At 70.0% G+C, this 17125-nt stretch carries 11 protein-coding genes; 1 reads left to right on the top strand and 10 read right to left on the bottom strand.

The window, feature by feature from the left end; genetic code table 11:
- Nucleotides 1–9 precede the first annotated feature (9 nt).
- The 4 genes from ACE3QY_RS04275 to ACE3QY_RS04260 all read right to left on the bottom strand — a co-directional run bounded on the left by ACE3QY_RS04275 (nt 10) and on the right by ACE3QY_RS04260 (nt 4349).
- Complete coding sequence (locus tag ACE3QY_RS04275) at nt 10–1236, bottom strand: SAM-dependent methyltransferase (RefSeq protein WP_374454757.1); 1227 nt, start codon at nt 1234–1236, stop codon at nt 10–12.
- Nucleotides 1237–1320: 84 nt separating this feature from the next.
- Complete coding sequence (locus ACE3QY_RS04270) at nt 1321–1959, bottom strand: hypothetical protein (RefSeq protein WP_374454756.1); 639 nt, start codon at nt 1957–1959, stop codon at nt 1321–1323.
- Nucleotides 1960–2178: 219 nt separating this feature from the next.
- The gene (locus tag ACE3QY_RS04265; protein WP_374454755.1) at nt 2179–3450 is read right to left on the bottom strand and encodes a hydroxyacid-oxoacid transhydrogenase; all 1272 of its coding nucleotides are present in this window, start codon (nt 3448–3450) and stop codon (nt 2179–2181) included.
- Nucleotides 3447–4349 carry an NUDIX domain-containing protein gene (locus tag ACE3QY_RS04260; RefSeq protein ID WP_374454754.1) on the bottom strand — a complete coding sequence of 301 codons (903 nt, stop codon included), beginning with the start codon at nt 4347–4349 and terminating at the stop codon, nt 3447–3449. The genes ACE3QY_RS04265 and ACE3QY_RS04260 overlap by 4 nt, the downstream gene beginning before the upstream one ends.
- 31 nt (nt 4350–4380) lie before the next feature.
- Here ACE3QY_RS04260 and ACE3QY_RS04255 point away from each other — a divergent pair, with 31 nt between their 5' ends.
- Nucleotides 4381–5403: an acyltransferase family protein gene (locus tag ACE3QY_RS04255; protein WP_374454753.1), complete on the top strand. Its 1023-nt coding sequence runs from the start codon at nt 4381–4383 to the stop codon at nt 5401–5403.
- A 20-nt stretch (nt 5404–5423) separates the two neighbouring features.
- On the opposite strand, the gene ACE3QY_RS04250 is transcribed toward ACE3QY_RS04255, so the two are convergent.
- From ACE3QY_RS04250 to ACE3QY_RS04225, 6 genes are all read right to left on the bottom strand, one after another.
- Nucleotides 5424–6692 (bottom strand): geranylgeranyl reductase family protein, encoded by a 1269-nt coding sequence (locus tag ACE3QY_RS04250; protein ID WP_374454752.1) that lies wholly within the window; start codon nt 6690–6692, stop codon nt 5424–5426.
- Nucleotides 6693–6729: 37 nt separating this feature from the next.
- A complete protein-coding gene (locus ACE3QY_RS04245) occupies nt 6730–7755 on the bottom strand; it encodes a sugar phosphate isomerase/epimerase family protein (protein ID WP_374454751.1) in 1026 nt (341 codons plus the stop codon).
- Nucleotides 7756–7941: 186 nt separating this feature from the next.
- The gene (locus tag ACE3QY_RS04240) at nt 7942–11787 is read right to left on the bottom strand and encodes a DNA-directed RNA polymerase subunit beta' (protein WP_374454750.1); all 3846 of its coding nucleotides are present in this window, start codon (nt 11785–11787) and stop codon (nt 7942–7944) included.
- Between the two features lie 85 nt (nt 11788–11872).
- A complete protein-coding gene (locus ACE3QY_RS04235; protein WP_374454749.1) occupies nt 11873–15454 on the bottom strand; it encodes a DNA-directed RNA polymerase subunit beta in 3582 nt (1193 codons plus the stop codon).
- 244 nt (nt 15455–15698) lie between these two features.
- A complete protein-coding gene (locus ACE3QY_RS04230; RefSeq protein WP_374454748.1) occupies nt 15699–16445 on the bottom strand; it encodes a J domain-containing protein in 747 nt (248 codons plus the stop codon).
- On the bottom strand, nt 16442–17113 hold the full coding sequence (locus ACE3QY_RS04225; protein ID WP_374454747.1) for a hypothetical protein: 672 nt from the start codon (nt 17111–17113) through the stop codon (nt 16442–16444). Before ACE3QY_RS04225 ends, ACE3QY_RS04230 begins: the two co-directional genes overlap by 4 nt.
- Nucleotides 17114–17125: the final 12 nt, after the last annotated feature.

Raw genomic sequence — 17125 nt, 5'->3', positions numbered from 1 at the left:
GCTGATCGCTCACCGGTCGAGCAGCTCGCCCAGCCTGGGGTGCACGCCCCACGCGGCGAGCAGCTCGTCGTACTCCCGCGCGGCTCCCTCGCCGCTGCCCGCGCCGCCCGGCGTCCGCACGGCGCGCAGGAGCGTGTTGCGCGGGGTGTGGGCGCTCTCCACGAACTCCACCACGTCGACCCGGTAGCCCTCGCGCCGCAGCAGGGTGGCACGCAGCGCGTCGGTGAGGGTGTCGGCGAACCGCTCTCGCAGGATGCCGTGGCGGGTGAGCATGGCGTACGGCTCGGGGGTCTCGGTGGCGCGGAGCTGGGCGGCGATGTCGTGGTGGCAGCAGGGCGCCGCCAGCACCAGCGCGGCCTCCCACTCCACCGCGCGGGCCAGCGCGTCGTCGGTGGCGGTGTCGCAGGCGTGCAGCGCGAGCACGACGTCGGGCGTCCGCTCGAGCGTCGCGTCGGCGATCGACCCGACCACGAAGTCGGCCTCGATGCCCAGGCCCCCGGCGACGGCCGAGTTGTGGTCCGCCGACTGCTGCTTGACGTCGACGCCGGTCATCCGCACCGGCATGCGGTCGCTGAGGTAGGCGTGGGCAGCGAAGGTCAGGTAAGCGTTGCCGCAGCCCAGGTCGACGATCCGCAGCGGGTCGTCGGAGGTCGGGGTGCGGACGTGACCCTGCTCGATCGCCTCGGTCAGGCTGGCGTCGAGCAGCCGGACGAACTCCTCCACCTGGCGGTACTTCGCCTGCCGGCTCGGCTTCACCCGCCCCTGGGCGTCGCTGATGCCGAGCGCCCGGAGCACCGGGTGGTCCTCCGCCAGCAGCCGGTCCTTGGGCCGGTCGTGCTCGCGGGACAGGTCCGTCTCACCGGAGCGGGCGGACGCGTGCAGCATCGGGACACCCTTCTTGGTCACCCGCAGCTGGAGCGTCTCCGCGCTGGTGTCGACGTGCCAGTTGGCGAACGGCTGGGCCAGCAGTGCGTCGACCGCAGAGGCCGCGGCCTCGCCGACCAGGTGGTTGGCCGTGTGCGCCTGCGTGGCGTCGTACGTCGTCACCTGCAGGTGGCGGCCCGCCTTCAGGTCGACCACGCGGACCTCCGCGCGCCGGACCTCCCGGCCGTCCAGCGTGGGCACCGGCTGGCCCTTGCGGCGCCCGCTCGCCAGCGCCCGCACGAGGTGGTCGGCGTCGAGGACCGCGTCCCGGACACGCGCCCACTCGTCGGTCGGAGCGGGGGCGGTGCTCACAGGACCGCGGCGAGGACGACGATGAGGATCAACGCCCCCAGCGCCACCGGGATCACGAGTCGGCGGTGGCGGGGGTTCATGCCCTCATCCTAGTGACCGCTGCGCGCGGTCCCACGGCGCCGGCCACCCCAGCGGCCAGACCCGCAGGGCCGCACCGCCGGCACTGGTCGGCAGCAGCCGGCCGCGCCACGCCTCGTACCACTCGCCGGGCGGCCTCAGGTCGAATCGCGTGAGCAGGGGCGAGACGCTGTCATGGTCGGCGCCCTCGATGTCGTTGCCCATCCACTCGGCTCCGAGGATGTCGGCGCCGCTCACGACATAGCCGCCGAGCGTCACGAGGAACCCCACCGGATGCGCCCCCACGTCGAGCACGGCGCGGCACAGGACTCGCCACGTCGACGACATCCGCCACCCCTCGGACAGCCGGTCGAGCTGGTGCTGCTCCGTCGAGCCGAACCGCACCCGACCGTTGCCGACCCGCACGATCACCAGGTTGCGGTCGGGCACCGGGATCGGTGGCCGCGAGCGCTGCGCCTCGACGAATGCATCCACGCGGTCACGCCTGTGGAAGCAGGCCAGCGAGGTCCCCGCGGCCGGCCGATCAGCCCGGCGACGAGCAGGCGCCGTGCGCTCGGGGTGGATGCCCAGGTCCTCGTGCAGGACTTGAGCCGCGGCGCGCTGCGTCAGCCAGTCGTGCGGGGTCAGCCCGTCGTCTCGGTCCATCCGGCGACGCTAGGCCCATCGCGGGCGCGGCGAACGCTCGTCCACAGGCCACTTCAGTGTCGCACCGGTGCGGCGTCGCGTTCCGGCTGGAGCACTGCGTCGACGGCACCAGCTTCCTGCGATCGGCGCGGGTCATCGCAGCAAGCCGGTGCTCAGGACAGAGTGCCCAGATCCCTCCCCTGGGCGCCACCGGGCCCGCTGCTCAGCCGTGCTCGAGACTCACCAGTGCTCGAGCGAGCGCCGGAAGACCGTCGCCAGGTCGTCGGCGGTGACGTCGATCGGGGCGGTGGCCAGGAGCCGCTGCTGCTTGAGCGCGCCCTCGACCAGGTCGTCGACGTCGGCCGAGCCGTAGCCGAGCTCGGCGAGCCCGCTGGGAAGTCCCACGTCGCGCATCAGACCGCGGAGCACGTCGGGCAGCGGCTCGCCCTCACCGCCGAGCAGCTCGGCGGCCCGCCGGTGCCGGTCGGGCGAGGCGTCGAAGGTGAGGTCGAAGGCGGCCGGCGCCGTCATCACCACGGCCATGCCGTGCGGCACGATCGGCTCGTCGGGCGGGTAGCCCTCGGGACGGTAGTCACGGACGCGACCGGCGATCGGGTAGGCGCAGGCATGGGGCACGTGGACACCGGCGTTGCCGAAGCCGAGGCCGGCGAAGGTGGCGGCGAGGGCCATCTGCTCGCGCGCCTCGCGGTCGGACCCGTCGTGCACGGCACGTCGGAAGGCGCCGGCGAGGAGCGTCAACGACTTCTCGGCCCACATGTCCGCGATCGGGTTGGCGCCGCAGTAGGGCACGCGCTGCTCGGGCTGCTTGGCCGCGAAGTCGCCGAACCAGCGGGCCGTCCAGCTCTCCAGGGCGTGGCAGAGGATGTCCATCCCGCAGGAGGCGGTGACCATCGCCGGCTGGGTCATGGTCAGGTCGGGGTCGACGACGGCCAGGGTGGGGCGCAGCCGGGCGTGGGAGATGCCGGTCTTCACCTTGAGCGCGAGGACGTCGAGCACGCAGATGGTGGTGGACTCGGCACCCGTGCCGGTGGTGGTCGGCACGGCGACGAGGGGCAGCAGCGGGTGCTCGGGCGCCCGGCCGCCACCGACTGGAGCGTTGACGTAGTCCATCAGCTCGCCGTCGTTGGTCAGCAGCAGGTCGACCGCCTTGGCGGTGTCGATGGCCGAGCCGCCGCCGACGGCCACGACCGCGTCGAAGGGCCCGGCGTCCCGCGCGTGAGCGATGGCGTCCTCGAGCGAGGCGTCCGTCGGCTCGACCCGGGCGCCGGCGTAGACCACCACGTCCAGGCCCCGCGACCTCATCGCTCCCGCGATGCGGTCGGGGTGGCCGGTGGCGGCGACCCCGGGGTCCGTCACCAGCAGCACCCGGCGTGCCGGTCCGCCCTCGGCGGTCGCGCCACACAGCTGCTGGACGTCCCAGCCGATCTCCTCGCTGGCGCCGCGGCCGAACTTCAGGCCGGGCGCGGCGTAGGTGAAGACGTTCTCGCTCATGCGCTGCCCCTCTCGAGTGCGTGACGGACGAGGTCGAGCACGGGCACCGTCCCACGGTCGACGTCGCGCACGTCGACCCAGGCGACGGCGTCGGTGGTGCCGTCCTCCTCCACCACGCGCGGCTCGCCGTCGGCGACCGTCGCGCGGTAGAGCAGGTGCACGCCGTGGAAGTCCTCGATCCGGCCCGAGGGCGCGGTGCCGGAGAAGTGAGTGTCGTGGACGTCGAGCAGCTCGCCGACCTCGCAGGCCAGGCCGCACTCCTCCTCGACCTCGCGCGCCAGCGCGACGGCGGGACGCTCGCCGTGGTCGATGCCGCCGCCGGGGAGCGTCCACTGGCCGGGGTGCGCCGCCCGCGGCGAGAGCCGCGTGAGGAGCACCTCCCCGGTGCCGCCGGCCTGCCGGAGGACGAGGGCGTACGCCGCCACCCGCTGGAGGCGGAACGGCTGGTGGTCGACCAGCGCCTCGAGGACCAGCGCGGACACCGGCACCGTGCTCGACACGACGTCGGCGAGGGGCTTCCAGGCCGCCTCCATGGTGGAGCCGTCGACCTCGAGGACGCGGGGCTCGGGTGCGTCGAGCGCGACCCAGCCGTCGTAGACGATGCGGATCGCGTGGGCATCGACGAGCTGGCCGTCCCGCGGCGCCCGGGGCATGTGGGCGCTGTAGACGCGAGCCCGGTCACCGATGGTCGCGGCCAGCCCGGTCTCCTCGTGGACCTCCCGGATCAGGGCGTCGCGCGGGTCCTCGCCGTGGTCGACCCCACCGCCGGGCAGCGTCCACAGCTCGGTGCGCGAGACCCGCGGCGCGAGGCGGCTCAGGAGGATCTCCACGAGCCCGCCGCGCTCGCGGAGGATGACGGCGTACGCCCCCACGCGTTGGCGCCTCGGCAGGGATCCCATGCCTCCAACCTAGTGAAGTACGGTGAGCGCCGTGTCCCCCGCGTCCCGAGATCCCTGGCTCGACAACGTGAAGATGGTCCTGGTCACCCTCGTCGTCGTCGGGCACGCGATCGGGCTCGTGGAGGCCACCCAGGGCAGCCACTGGGTCTACGACTTCATCTACATGTGGCACATCCCGGCCTTCGTCTTTGTGAGCGGCTACCTCTCGAAGTCCTTCGAGTGGGACCGGCGCCGGATGAAGAGCCTGGTCTACACGCTCGCGATCCCCTACCTGCTCTTCGAGCCGGCGCTGTTCTACTTCCGTCGCGACGTCGTCGGCGAGGGCGTCGAGTACCCGTTGTGGATCGAGCCGCACTGGACCATGTGGTACCTCATCGTCCTGCTGATGTGGCGCCTGATCACGCCGATCCTCAAGCGGCACTGGCTCTTCCTGCCGCTGTCGGTCATCGTCAGCCTGGCTGGCGGCCTGTGGGACACCGAGGCGCTGATGATCCCGCGCTTCCTCGGGCTGCTGCCGTTCTTCGTGCTCGGCCTGCACCTCAAGCCGCGCCACCTCAAGCACCTCGACGACGTCTGGGTGCGCTTGGCGGCCGTCCCGGCACTCGTCGGCATCGGCATCATGGCGCTCTACACCGACGCGTGGGCCGAGACGGCGCTGCTCTGGTACGACACCGGCTACAACAGCCTGCCCATCGACAACGAGATCATCTGGCAGACCCGCCTCACCGTGATGATGGTCGGCCTGCTCGGCGCCTTCGCCGCGATGTCGCTGGTGCCGCGGCGGTCGCTGGGCTGGTTCACCACGATGGGCACGGCGACGATGGTCATCTACCTCTTCCACGGCTTCGTGATCAAGACGGTCATGAACCTGGGCTGGCCCGACTTCACCGCCGCCCACCCGACCCTCGGCCTGGTGCTGACGGTCCTCGGCGCCGTCGGCCTGGCCCTGCTGCTGGCCAGCCCGCCGGTGCGCAAGGTGCTGGAGCCGCTCACCAACCCGCTGGGCTGGGTCGAGAAGCGCCGGAAGGCGAGCCCGGCCCACTCCGCGGCCTGATCACAGGTGCCGTAGCAGCCTCACGCGAAGGGCGGGCGCGCGTCCCTCGCGATCGAGCGCCGGCCGGCCCAGCGCCAGACGCGGGCCGCGCGGTCGCGGTCGGCGTCGTCGACCAGGTTGCCCATCCACCGCAGGGCCAGCGTCATCAGCCAGTCCGAGCGCATCCCCGCCGGGCCGAGGGCGGCCACGACCTTGGGCTGCGTGGCGATGCCGGCGAGCCGACGCGCGATGGAGAAGGCCTCGCCGTAGTGCTGCACCAGGGTGCTGCGCCACGCCTCGCCGAGACCCGTGCCGCTGGCGATGTGCTCGGCGACGAGACGCCCGGTCTCGAGGCCGTAGTCGATGCCCTCGCCGTTCAGCGGGTTCACACAGGCGGCGGCGTCGCCGATGAGCGCCCAGTTGGCGCCGGCGACGTTGCTCACGGCGCCGCCCATCGGCAGCAGGGCGGACGTCGGCATACGCAGCTCGCCCGAGATGCCGAAGTCGGCGCCGATCGCGTCGGCGTAGGTCTGCATGAGCGGCTTGATGGCGACGTCGGTCGGACGCTTGCTGGTCGCGAGCGTGCCCGCGCCGAGGTTCACCGAGCCGTTGCCCAGCGGGAAGATCCAGCCGTAGCCCGGGACCAGCTCGCCGGCCTCGTCGCGCAGCTCGAGGTGGGAGCTGATCCAGGGGTCGTCGCTCATCTCGGAGTCGACGTAGGACCTTCCGGCCACGGCGTACACCGTGTCGCGGTGCCACTCGCGCCCCAGCAGCTTGCCGAGCGGGGACCGGACGCCGTCGGCCACGACCAGCCACCGGCAGGCGATCTCGTAGGTGCCCTCGGCCTCGCGCTCGGTGATTGAGGTGCGAGCTTGCGAGCCTCGAAATTCGACTGCGCTGACCCGGTCACCGTCACGTCGTACGCCGACCGCGCGGGCGCCGTCGATCGCGAGGGCGCCGCTCTTGATGGCCACCGTGCGCAGGTGGTCGTCGAGCTCGGTGCGGGCCACGGCGGACCCCCAGTCGGGCAGGGAGCCGCCCGGCCAGGGCAGGAGGAGGGTCTGGCCGAAGCCGTGGGCGCGGAGCCCCTGGTTGACCGTGTGCGCGCGCAGCCAGTCCTCGAGGCCGAGCTTCTGCATCTCGCCGATCGCGCGCGGGGTCAGCCCGTCGCCGCAGGTCTTGTCGCGCGGGAAGGTCGCGGCGTCCGCGAGGACGACGTCGAGGCCGGCGCGGGCTGCCCACGCGGCCGCGGCGGAGCCGGCCGGGCCGGCACCGACGACGAGCACGTCGGCTGAGGTGGGGGTCTGCACGCGCGGATTCTCTCAGACCCGCGCGTGCGACCCCTCGTCAGTACTCCAGGTGCTCGAGGTAGAGGTGGCCCACCGCGGCCGTCAGCAGCGGCGCTGCCGGGTTGTCGGGGGTGTCGTTCTCGACGATGTACTCCTCGACCTCGTGGTTGCGGAAGAGCTCGGCGAAGTCGATGACCCCGACGCCGAGGTCGCACATGTCGGCCTCGGCCGGTGCCGTGCCCATGCCGGTGCGGTCCTTCACGTGGTACTGCCGCACGCGCAGCGGCGCCTCGTTGACCACGTCCTTGGCGAACTGCAGGGCCGAGTCGGCCGTCGTGTGGCCGGTGTTCACGCCTGCGGTGAATGCCCAGTAGAGGTCCACCTCGAGGTGCACGAGCCGCCGGTCGAGGCGGTCCATCAGGACCTCCCACGGGGTCAGGCCGCCGCCGAGGTCGATGGTGAACTCGTGCGCGTGGTTGTGGTAGCCGTACTTCAGGCCGTACCTCTTCGCGATCGCGGCCTCGGCGTTCATCTGGTCCGCCCACTTCTGCCAGTCCGCGAGGTTGGTGGAGGTGAGGAAGGGGACGTTGACGTATTCCTGGCCGAGCGTCACCGCGTTCTGGAACTTGGTGTGCGCGGCACCCGTGTCGGCACTGATGCCGTCGTGGCTCGAGGACGCGCGGACGCCGAGCCCGTCGAGGGTGGAGCGCAGGCTCGCGGCGGTCTGTCCGTAGAGTCCGGCCAGCTCGACGCGCTCGTAGCCGTAGCGGGCCACCGCCTGGAGCGTCGCGAGGTAGCCGATCGCGGCCGGGTTGCCCGGGCTGGGCGCCGCTGCGGCCGACCGGAGCGTGTAGAGCTGGATGCTGACCCGGTCGTGCGGCACCTTCTCCGAGCGGCCGTGACCATGCCCGTGTCCGTGCCCGTGGCCTCTGCCGTGCGCCGAGGCCGGCGAGGCGGTCAGCGCGCCGAGGGCGGTCGCGCCGGCGGCGACCCCCGCCGCACCGCGCAGCAGTCCGCGCCGGCTGGCGCCCTTCTGGGCGAGCGAGCGCTCGAGCTCTGCCTCACCGTCGTGTCCGAAGCACATGGCTACACCTCTCGTTGGGGGTGGGGCGGCTGTGATCGCCCTCACATCGCTTCGACGCTAGGGGGACTTTTGCATGTTCGTCAATCAAAAGTTGGCAGTGTCTCGACATGAGAGCCGGTCCGGACATGCGACGAGCCCCGGCCCCCACGAAGGGGACCGGGGCTCGCGTGCGTCAGGCTGCGACGATCAGTTCTGGTAGGAACCGAAGTCGAAGTCGTCCAGCGCGACGGCCTGCGACGACGGACCGAAGTCGTAGTCGTAGGCGTCGTAGCCGGTGACCGAGTAGGCCGCGGCGCGCGCCTCCTCGGTGGGCTCCACCCGGATGTTGCGGTAGCGCTCCAGGCCGGTGCCGGCCGGGATGAGCTTGCCGATGATCACGTTCTCCTTCAGGCCACGCAGGCTGTCGGAGCGGCCGTTGATCGCGGCGTCGGTCAGGACCCGGGTGGTCTCCTGGAAGGAGGCCGCCGAGAGCCACGACTCGGTCGCGAGCGAGGCCTTGGTGATGCCCATGAGGACCGGGCGACCCGAGGCCGGCTTGCCGCCCTCGGAGACCACGCGACGGTTCTCCTCCTCGAACCGCACCCGGTCGACCAGGTCGGACGGGAGCAGGTTGGTGTCACCGGACTCGATGACCGTCACGCGACGCAGCATCTGCCGCACGATGATCTCGATGTGCTTGTCGTGGATCGACACACCCTGGGAGCGGTAGACCTCCTGGACCTCGTCCACGAGGTGCTCCTGCGCCTTGCGGACACCCAGGATGCGCAGGACGTCCTGCGGGTCGGGCGTACCGGAGGTGATGTGGTGACCGACCTCGATGTGCTGGCCGTCCTCGACGTTGAGGCGCGAGCGCTTCGAGACCGGGATCTCCTGCGGCTCGCCACCGTCGTCGGGGGTGACCACGACGACGCGGGCCTTGTCGGTCTCCTCGATCTTCACGCGACCGGCCGACTCCGAGATCGGGGTGCGGCCCTTGGGCGAGCGCGCCTCGAAGAGCTCGACCACGCGGGGCAGACCCTGCGTGATGTCGTCCGCGGAGGCCACACCACCGGTGTGGAAGGTGCGCATGGTCAGCTGCGTGCCGGGCTCACCGATGGACTGGGCGGCGATGATGCCGACCGCCTCACCGATGTCGACCAGCTTGCCGGTGGCCAGCGAGCGGCCGTAGCACTTGGCGCAGGTGCCGGTGCGGGCGTCACAGGTCAGGACCGAGCGGACCTTCACCTCGGTGACGCCGGCGGCCACGAGCTCGCCGATCTTGACGTCGCCCAGGTCCTCACCCGCGCCGGCCAGGACCTCGCCGGTCTCCGGGTGGGTGATCTCGACGGCGGAGGCCCGGGCGTAGGCCGAGGTCTCCACGTGCTCGTCGTCGATCCGCTTGGGCAGGCCACGCTCGGTGCCGCAGTCGTCCTCACGGATGATGACGTCCTGCGACACGTCCACCAGACGACGGGTCAGGTAGCCCGAGTCGGCGGTGCGGAGCGCGGTGTCGGCCAGACCCTTGCGGGCACCGTGGGTCGAGATGAAGTACTCGAGCACGGAGAGGCCCTCGCGGAAGTTGGCCTTGATCGGGCGCGGGATGATCTCGCCCTTCGGGTTGGCCACCAGACCACGCATGGCCGCGACCTGCCGGATCTGGTTCATGTTTCCGGAGGCACCCGAGTCGACCATCATGTAGATCGGGTTGGTGCGGTCGAAGTTGGTCTCCATCGCACGACCGACCTCGGCAGCAGCCTGGGTCCACAGCTCGATGAGCTCCTGACGACGCTCGTCGTCGGTCATCACGCCGCGCTCGTAGTTCTTCTGGACCTTCTCGGCCTGCGCCTCGTAGCGGCCCAGGATCTCGGCCTTGCTGTCGGGCGTGGTCACGTCGTCGATCGAGACGGTCACACCCGAGCGCGTGGCCCAGTGGAAGCCGGCGTCCTTGAGGGCGTCGAGCGACGCGGCGACCTGCACCTTGGTGTAGCGCTCGGCCAGGTCGTTGACGATCGCGCCGAGGCGCTTCTTGCCGACCTCCTCGTTGACGAACGGGTAGTCCGCCGGGAGCGTGTCGTTGAAGTAGACCCGGCCCAGCGTGGTGTCGAGCTGGATCGCGGTCCGCTCCTCCCAGTCGGCACCCAGCTCGAGGTCGAGCGGGGGCACGATGTCGTTGAGGCGGATGCTGATCCGGCTCTGGAGGGTGATCTCCTTGCGGTCGAAGGCCATGATCGCCTCGGCCGGCGACGAGAACACGCGGCCCTCGCCGACCTCGCCCTCGCGGTCCGCGGTCAGCCAGAACAGACCGATGATCATGTCCTGCGAGGGCATGGTCACCGGACGGCCGTCCGACGGCTTGAGGATGTTGTTGGTCGACAGCATCAGGATGCGGGCCTCGGCCTGCGCCTCCGCGGACAGCGGGAGGTGGACGGCCATCTGGTCACCGTCGAAGTCGGCGTTGAACGCGCCGCAGACGAGCGGGTGGATCTGGATGGCCTTGCCCTCGATCAGCTGCGGCTCGAAGGCCTGGATGCCGAGGCGGTGCAGGGTGGGCGCACGGTTGAGCAGCACGGGGTGCTCGGTGATGACCTCTTCGAGGACGTCCCACACGACCGGGCGGGCGCGCTCGACCATCCGCTTGGCGGACTTGATGTTCTGCGCGTGCGACAGGTCGACGAGGCGCTTCATCACGAACGGCTTGAACAGCTCGAGCGCCATCTGCTTGGGCAGACCGCACTGGTGCAGCTTGAGCTGCGGGCCGGACACGATGACCGAACGGCCGGAGTAGTCCACGCGCTTGCCGAGCAGGTTCTGGCGGAAGCGACCCTGCTTGCCCTTGAGCATGTCGGAGAGCGACTTCAGCGGACGGTTGCCCGGACCGGTGACGGGACGACCGCGACGGCCGTTGTCGAAGAGGCTGTCGACAGCCTCCTGCAGCATCCGCTTCTCGTTGTTGACGATGATCTCGGGGGCACCGAGGTCGAGCAGTCGCTTGAGGCGGTTGTTGCGGTTGATGACGCGGCGATAGAGGTCGTTGAGGTCGGAGGTCGCGAAGCGGCCACCGTCGAGCTGGACCATCGGGCGCAGGTCCGGCGGGATGACCGGGACGGCGTCGAGGACCATGCCGATGGGCTGGTTGCCGGTCTTGCGGAAGGCGTCGACGACCTTGAGGCGCTTGAGGGCGCGGACCTTGCGCTGGCCCTTGCCGTTGGCGATCGTGTCGCGCAGCGACTCGACCTCGGCCTCGATGTCGAAGTCCTGGAGGCGCTTCTGGATCGCCGTGGCGCCCATGTGGCCCTCGAAGTACTTGCCGAACCACGTCTTCATCTCGCGGTAGAGGAGCTCGTCGCCGAGCAGGTCCTGCACCTTGAGGTTCTTGAACGTGTCCCAGACCTCCTCCAGCCGCGCGATCTCGCGGTTGGCGCGGTCACGGAGCTGGTTCATCTCGCGGTCGGCACCGTCGCGCACCTTGCGCTTGGCGTCGGCCTTGGCACCCTCGGCCTCGAGGGTGGCGAGGTCCTCCTCGAGCTTCTTGGCGCGGTCCTCCACGGAGGTGTCGCGGCGCTTCTCGAGCCGCTCGCGCTCCAGGCCGACCTTGTTCTCGAGGGACTCCTGGTCGCGGTGACGGGCGTCCTCGTCGACCGAGGTGATCATGTAGGCGGCGAAGTAGATGACCTTCTCGAGGTCCTTCGGCGCCAGGTCGAGCAGGTAGCCCAGGCGCGACGGGACGCCCTTGAAGTACCAGATGTGGGTCACGGGAGCGGCGAGCTCGATGTGGCCCATGCGCTCACGGCGCACCTTGGAACGGGTGACCTCGACGCCGCAGCGCTCGCAGATGATGCCCTTGAAGCGCACGCGCTTGTACTTGCCGCAGTAGCACTCCCAGTCCCGGGTGGGACCGAAGATCTTCTCGCAGAAGAGGCCGTCACGCTCGGGCTTGAGCGTGCGGTAGTTGATGGTCTCCGGCTTCTTGACCTCGCCGTGGCTCCACGTGCGGATGTCGTCCGCCGTGGCCAGGCCGATCTGAAGCTGGTCGAAGAAGTTAACGTCGAGCACGATGGCTGCTGTCCTTCGTTAGTACGTGGAAAGTTGAGCTGGGGACTGGGTGGGGTACGCCGGCCGGAGCCGGCGTACCGCTCACTCAGACTTCTTCGACGGAGCTGGGCTCGCGGCGGGAGAGGTCGATGCCAAGCTCCTCGGCCGCGCGGAAGACGTCTTCCTCGGCGTCCTTCATCTCGATGGTGGAGCCGTCCTGCGACAGCACCTCCACGTTGAGGCAGAGCGACTGCATCTCCTTCACGAGAACCTTGAACGACTCGGGGATGCCGGAGTCGGGGATGTTCTCGCCCTTGACGATGGCCTCGTAGACCTTCACGCGGCCCGGCACGTCGTCGGACTTGATCGTCAGCAGCTCCTGGAGGGCGTAGGCGGCGCCGTAGGCCTCCATCGCCCAGACCTCCATCTCACCGAACCGCTGGCCACCGAACTGGGCCTTACCGCCCAGCGGCTGCTGCGTGATCATCGAGTAGGGGCCGGTCGAGCGAGCGTGGATCTTGTCGTCGACGAGGTGGTGCAGCTTGAGGATGTACATGTAGCCGACAGCCACCGGCTCCGGGAACGGCTCACCCGAGCGACCGTCGAAGAGGTTGGCCTTGCCGTCCTCCTTGACCATCCGCTCACCGTCACGGTTGGGCAGCGTGGAGCCGAGCAGGCCGGTGATCTCGTCCTCGCGGGCACCGTCGAAGACCGGGGTCGCGACCTTGGTGTCCGGGTCGGCCTTGTCCGCGCCGATGGCGATCAGGCGCTGCTTCCACTCGGCGTTGCCCTTCTCGCCCGACAGGTTGAGGTCCCAGCCCTGCTTGGCGAGCCAGCCCAGGTGGAGCTCGAGGATCTGGCCGATGTTCATACGACGCGGCACACCCAGCGGGTTGAGCACGACGTCGACCGGCGTGCCGTCCTCCATGAACGGCATGTCCTCGACGGGCAGGATCTTGGCGATGACGCCCTTGTTGCCGTGGCGACCGGCGAGCTTGTCGCCGACCGAGATCTTGCGCTTCTGGGCGACGTAGACGCGGACCAGCTGGTTCACGCCCGGGGGAAGGTCGTCGCCGTCCTCGCGGTCGAAGACCCGGACGCCGATGACCGTGCCGGACTCACCGTGGGGCACCTTCATCGAGGTGTCGCGCACCTCGCGCGCCTTCTCGCCGAAGATCGCGCGGAGCAGGCGCTCCTCGGGGGTCAGCTCGGTCTCGCCCTTGGGCGTGACCTTGCCGACGAGGATGTCACCGGTGGTGACCTCGGCGCCGATGCGGATGATGCCGCGCTCGTCGAGGTCGGCCAGGCCCTCCTCGGAGACGTTCGGGATGTCCCGGGTGATCTCCTCGGGGCCGAGCTTGGTGTCGCGGGCGTCGACCTCGTGCTCCTCGATGTGGATCGAGGTGAGGATGTCCTCCTGCACCAGGCGCTGGCTGAGGATGATCGCGTCCTCGTAGTTGTGACCCTGCCAGGGCATGAAGGCGACGAGCAGGTTGGTGCCCAGCGCCATCTCGGCGTCGTCGGTGCAGGGACCGTCGGCGATCGGCGTGCCGACCTCGAGGCGGTCACCGGCCTTGACCAGCGGACGCTGGTTGATGCAGGTGCCCTGGTTGGAGCGACGGAACTTGGCCAGCTTGTAGGTCTGGTAGGTGCCGTCGTCGTTCATCGTCTCGATGGAGTCGGCGGACACCTCCTTGACCACACCGGCGTTGTCGGCGACGACCACGTCACCGGCGTCGACCGCGGCGCGGTACTCCATGCCGGTGCCGACCAGCGGGCTGTCGCTGGTGATCAGCGGGACGGCCTGACGCTGCATGTTGGCGCCCATGAGCGCACGGTTGGCGTCGTCGTGCTCGAGGAACGGGATCAGGGCCGTCGCGACCGACACCATCTGGCGCGGCGAGACGTCCATGTAGTCGACCTCTTCGGCCAGGATCGCGTCGACCTCGCCGTTCTTCTGGCGGACCAGCACGCGCTCCTCGACGAACTTCATCTTCGCGTCGAGCGGGGCGTTGGCCTGGGCGATGACGTAGCGGTCCTCGTCGTCGGCGGTCAGGTAGTCGATCTCGTCGGTGACGACACCCTTGACCACGCGGCGGTAGGGGGTCTCGACGAAGCCGAACGGGTTGATCCGACCGTAGGAGGCCAGCGAGCCGATCAGGCCGATGTTGGGGCCTTCCGGCGTCTCGATCGGGCACATGCGGCCGTAGTGCGACGGGTGGACGTCACGGACCTCCATGCCGGCGCGGTCACGGGACAGACCACCGGGACCGAGGGCCGACAGGCGACGCTTGTGCGTCAGGCCGGCGATCGGGTTGGTCTGGTCCATGAACTGGCTCAGCTGCGAGGTGCCGAAGAACTCCTTCAGCGCCGCCACCACGGGACGGATGTTGATCAGGGACTGCGGCGTGATCGCCTCGACGTCCTGGGTCGTCATCCGCTCGCGGACCACGCGCTCCATGCGGGCCAGGCCCGTGCGGAGCTGGTTCTGGATGAGCTCGCCCACGGTGCGCATGCGGCGGTTGCCGAAGTGGTCGATGTCGTCGGCCTGGACCTTGACGGGAGCACCGTCAGGACCCTCGACGACGTTGCCCTCGGCGTCGACCAGGTCGGGCGCCTCGACCGGCGTGCCGGCAGCGTGCAGCTGCACGACGTAGCGGATCGCGGCCACGACGTCGTCGATGGTCAGCGTCTGCTGGTCGAAGGCCTCGTGGAGGCCGAGCTTCTTGTTGATCTTGTAGCGGCCGACCTTCGCCAGGTCGTAGCGCTTGGGGTTGAAGTAGTAGTTGTTGAGCAGCGTCTGCGCGGCCTCGGCCGTCGGCGGCTCGCCCGGGCGGAGCTTGCGGTAGATGTCGAGCAGCGCGAGGCGGGTGACCTCGTCGTTGACCTGCTCGGCGGTGGGGGCCTCGCCCCGCGCCTTCTTCTGCAGCTCCTCGTAGACGACCTCGTAGCGGACGCTGTCCTTCTCGAGCGTCAGCATCATGGACTCGTACTGACCGAACTCCTCGCGGATCTGGTCGGTGGTCCAGCCGAGGGCCTTGAGCAGCACCGTGACGTTCTGCTTGCGCTTGCGGTCGAGGCGGACGCCGACCAGGTCGCGCTTGTCGATCTCGAACTCCAGCCACGCGCCACGGCTCGGGATGAGCTTGGCGGTGAAGATGTCCTTGTCCGAGGTCTTGTCGGGCGTCGACTCGAAGTAGACGCCGGGCGAACGGACGAGCTGGGACACGACGACCCGCTCGGTGCCGTTGATGATGAAGGTGCCCTTGCGGGTCATCATGGGGAAGTCGCCCATGAAGACCGTCTGGCCCTTGATCTCGCCGGTCTCGTGGTTCATGAACTCGGCCGAGACGTAGAGCGGGCGGGAGTAGGTGAAGTCCTTCTCCTTGCACTCCTCCTCGGTGTACTTCTCGTCCAGGAAGACCGGGTTGTCGAAGGAGAGCATCATCGTCTCGGAGAAGTCCTCGATCGGGGAGATCTCCTCGAAGATCTCCTGCAGACCGGTCTTCTCGGAGACGTCCTCACCGGCAGCCTTGCGGGCAGCCACCGTCTCCTCCCAGCGCTCGTTGCCGACAAGCCAGTCGAAGCTGTCGGTCTGGAGCGAGATGAGGGCGGGAACCTCGAGAGGTTCGGTGATCTTTGCGAAAGAGGTGCGACGGTGGTTACCAGCGGAGCTGCGCGCGGCCAAGAGTTGTCCTCACAAATGATCAAGTGATCTCGGCGCCGGCCGACCACCGCAACAGCCGTCCGGAAGGCGTCGGGCATCTGAGGGCAGGCGCAAGGAGCCACGATAGCGCACTTGTGGACACGCCTCAAACGCGGGGTCGATTTCCCGAAGGGAGGAGTGCCACGCGTTGGCCATGACTATGAACGTCGAAGCGTCCCGGGTCAAGCAGAACGCGCCGATCCCACCCGGACGGGCCGGCCGGTCCCTACCCCTGGACGGGCGAGGTGACCAGGTCGTCGACCAGCCAGTCCCCGTCGACGAGCTGCATCGAGAGCGTCACCTGGTCCTTGTAGACGGTGGGCTCGGCGCTCAGCTTGTTCGTCGTGGGCCGGTCCACGAAGACCAGCACCTGCACCCGGTCGTCGGCGGCCCGGACGATGCCGGAGGCGATGACCTCGGCGGTCACCTTGGTCTGCGTCTGGGGGGCGTTGTCCTCGATCACCGCGAAGAGCTTGTCGTACTCGCTCTTGTAGGAGCCCGTCATGAGGGCGGTCGCGGCCTGCTGGTCGGCGTCGAGGTGCTCGTAGTCGTAGGAGAGCACGGGTACGACGGCGCGCTCCGCCGCGACCTGCGCGTCGCGGGCCGCCGAGCCGTCGCCGCCGGCCGCGGCCGGGGTCCACATCCACACGACCGCGGCGACCAGGCCGGCAGCCAGGATGCCGAGCCCGGCCAGCAGCCAGGTGGGCACGGTCCGCGGTCCGGAGCTCGTGACGGGCGCCAGGACGCTGTCCTCGTCCGCGGGACCGTCGACGTCCTCCGCGGGGAGTGAGGCGTCGTACGTCGCTCGCGCGTCGGGGTCGAGCAGCACCTTGGCCGCCCGGTTGAGGGCGTCGAAGCGCCGGTCGCCCGGCTCGAGGTCGGCGATGTGGGCCTTCCAGGCGGCGCGGACCTCGTCGCCCGTGGCGTCGCGCGGGACGTCGAGGAGGTCGTACCAGGTGGGCGCGTCACTCACGGCGTGCTCCCCTCGCTCGAGCCGGACCCCGAGCCGGAGCCCGTCCCGTCGTCGCTGCTCACGGGCGTGAAGTCGTCGACCAGCCACTGTCCGTCGATGGTCACCAGGTCGACCGTGAACCGGAAGGGCAGCGGCTCCTGGTCGACGGTCGTGGCCTTCCCCGAGCCTGCCTTGCCCGAGCGCTGGGCGTAGCTGTCGGTGAAGGCACCGGCCACGAGCACCCGGGCGGAGTCGTCGTCGATGGAGGACACCGCCGTGGCGAACACGTCGGCGGTGCGGGTGATCCCCCCCTGCGCGACGAGCTGCTCGGCCGTGGTGACCTCCTGGTCGAAGTCGGCCGCAAACTTGGGCGTGATGACCTCGCGGACCTGGTCGCGGTAGTCGGCCATCTGGCCGGAGTCGTCGAGCATCTCGGGGCTGTAGGTGCCGAGTCGCTTCACGAACTGGTCGGTCAGGCTCATCACCTGCTCGCGCTCGTCGGGGAGGGCCAGCCCCCCGCCGTCGTCGGACCGGCCACCGGCCGCGAGCCAGACCAGCAGCGCCACGCAGACGAGGACCACGAGGGCGAGCAGCCCGGCCAGCGCGGCTCTCCACCGGGGTGGACGCCGGTGGTCGTCGGCCGCGGTGGCCGTCTGCGACGGCTCGCCCGGACGGGCGCGTTCGGTCATGACGGACATTGT

It is taken from the genome of Nocardioides sp., assembly GCF_041913365.1.
Taxonomy (GTDB): domain Bacteria; phylum Actinomycetota; class Actinomycetes; order Propionibacteriales; family Nocardioidaceae; genus Nocardioides.
Note: the sequence above shows the minus strand (reverse complement) of the source record. Positions and strands in the feature narration are given on the sequence as shown.

What these genes read in the sequence shown, in the direction of transcription:
- ACE3QY_RS04265 (WP_374454755.1), bottom strand. Translation starts at nt 3,450, where the DNA reads ATGAGCGAGAACGTCTTCACCTACGCCGCGCCCGGCCTGAAGTTCGGC.
- ACE3QY_RS04245 (WP_374454751.1), bottom strand. Translation starts at nt 7,755, where the DNA reads ATGTGCTTCGGACACGACGGTGAGGCAGAGCTCGAGCGCTCGCTCGCC.
- ACE3QY_RS04225 (WP_374454747.1), bottom strand. Translation starts at nt 17,113, where the DNA reads ATGACCGAACGCGCCCGTCCGGGCGAGCCGTCGCAGACGGCCACCGCG.
- ACE3QY_RS04260 (WP_374454754.1), bottom strand. Translation starts at nt 4,349, where the DNA reads ATGGGATCCCTGCCGAGGCGCCAACGCGTGGGGGCGTACGCCGTCATC.
- ACE3QY_RS04270 (WP_374454756.1), bottom strand. Translation starts at nt 1,959, where the DNA reads ATGGACCGAGACGACGGGCTGACCCCGCACGACTGGCTGACGCAGCGC.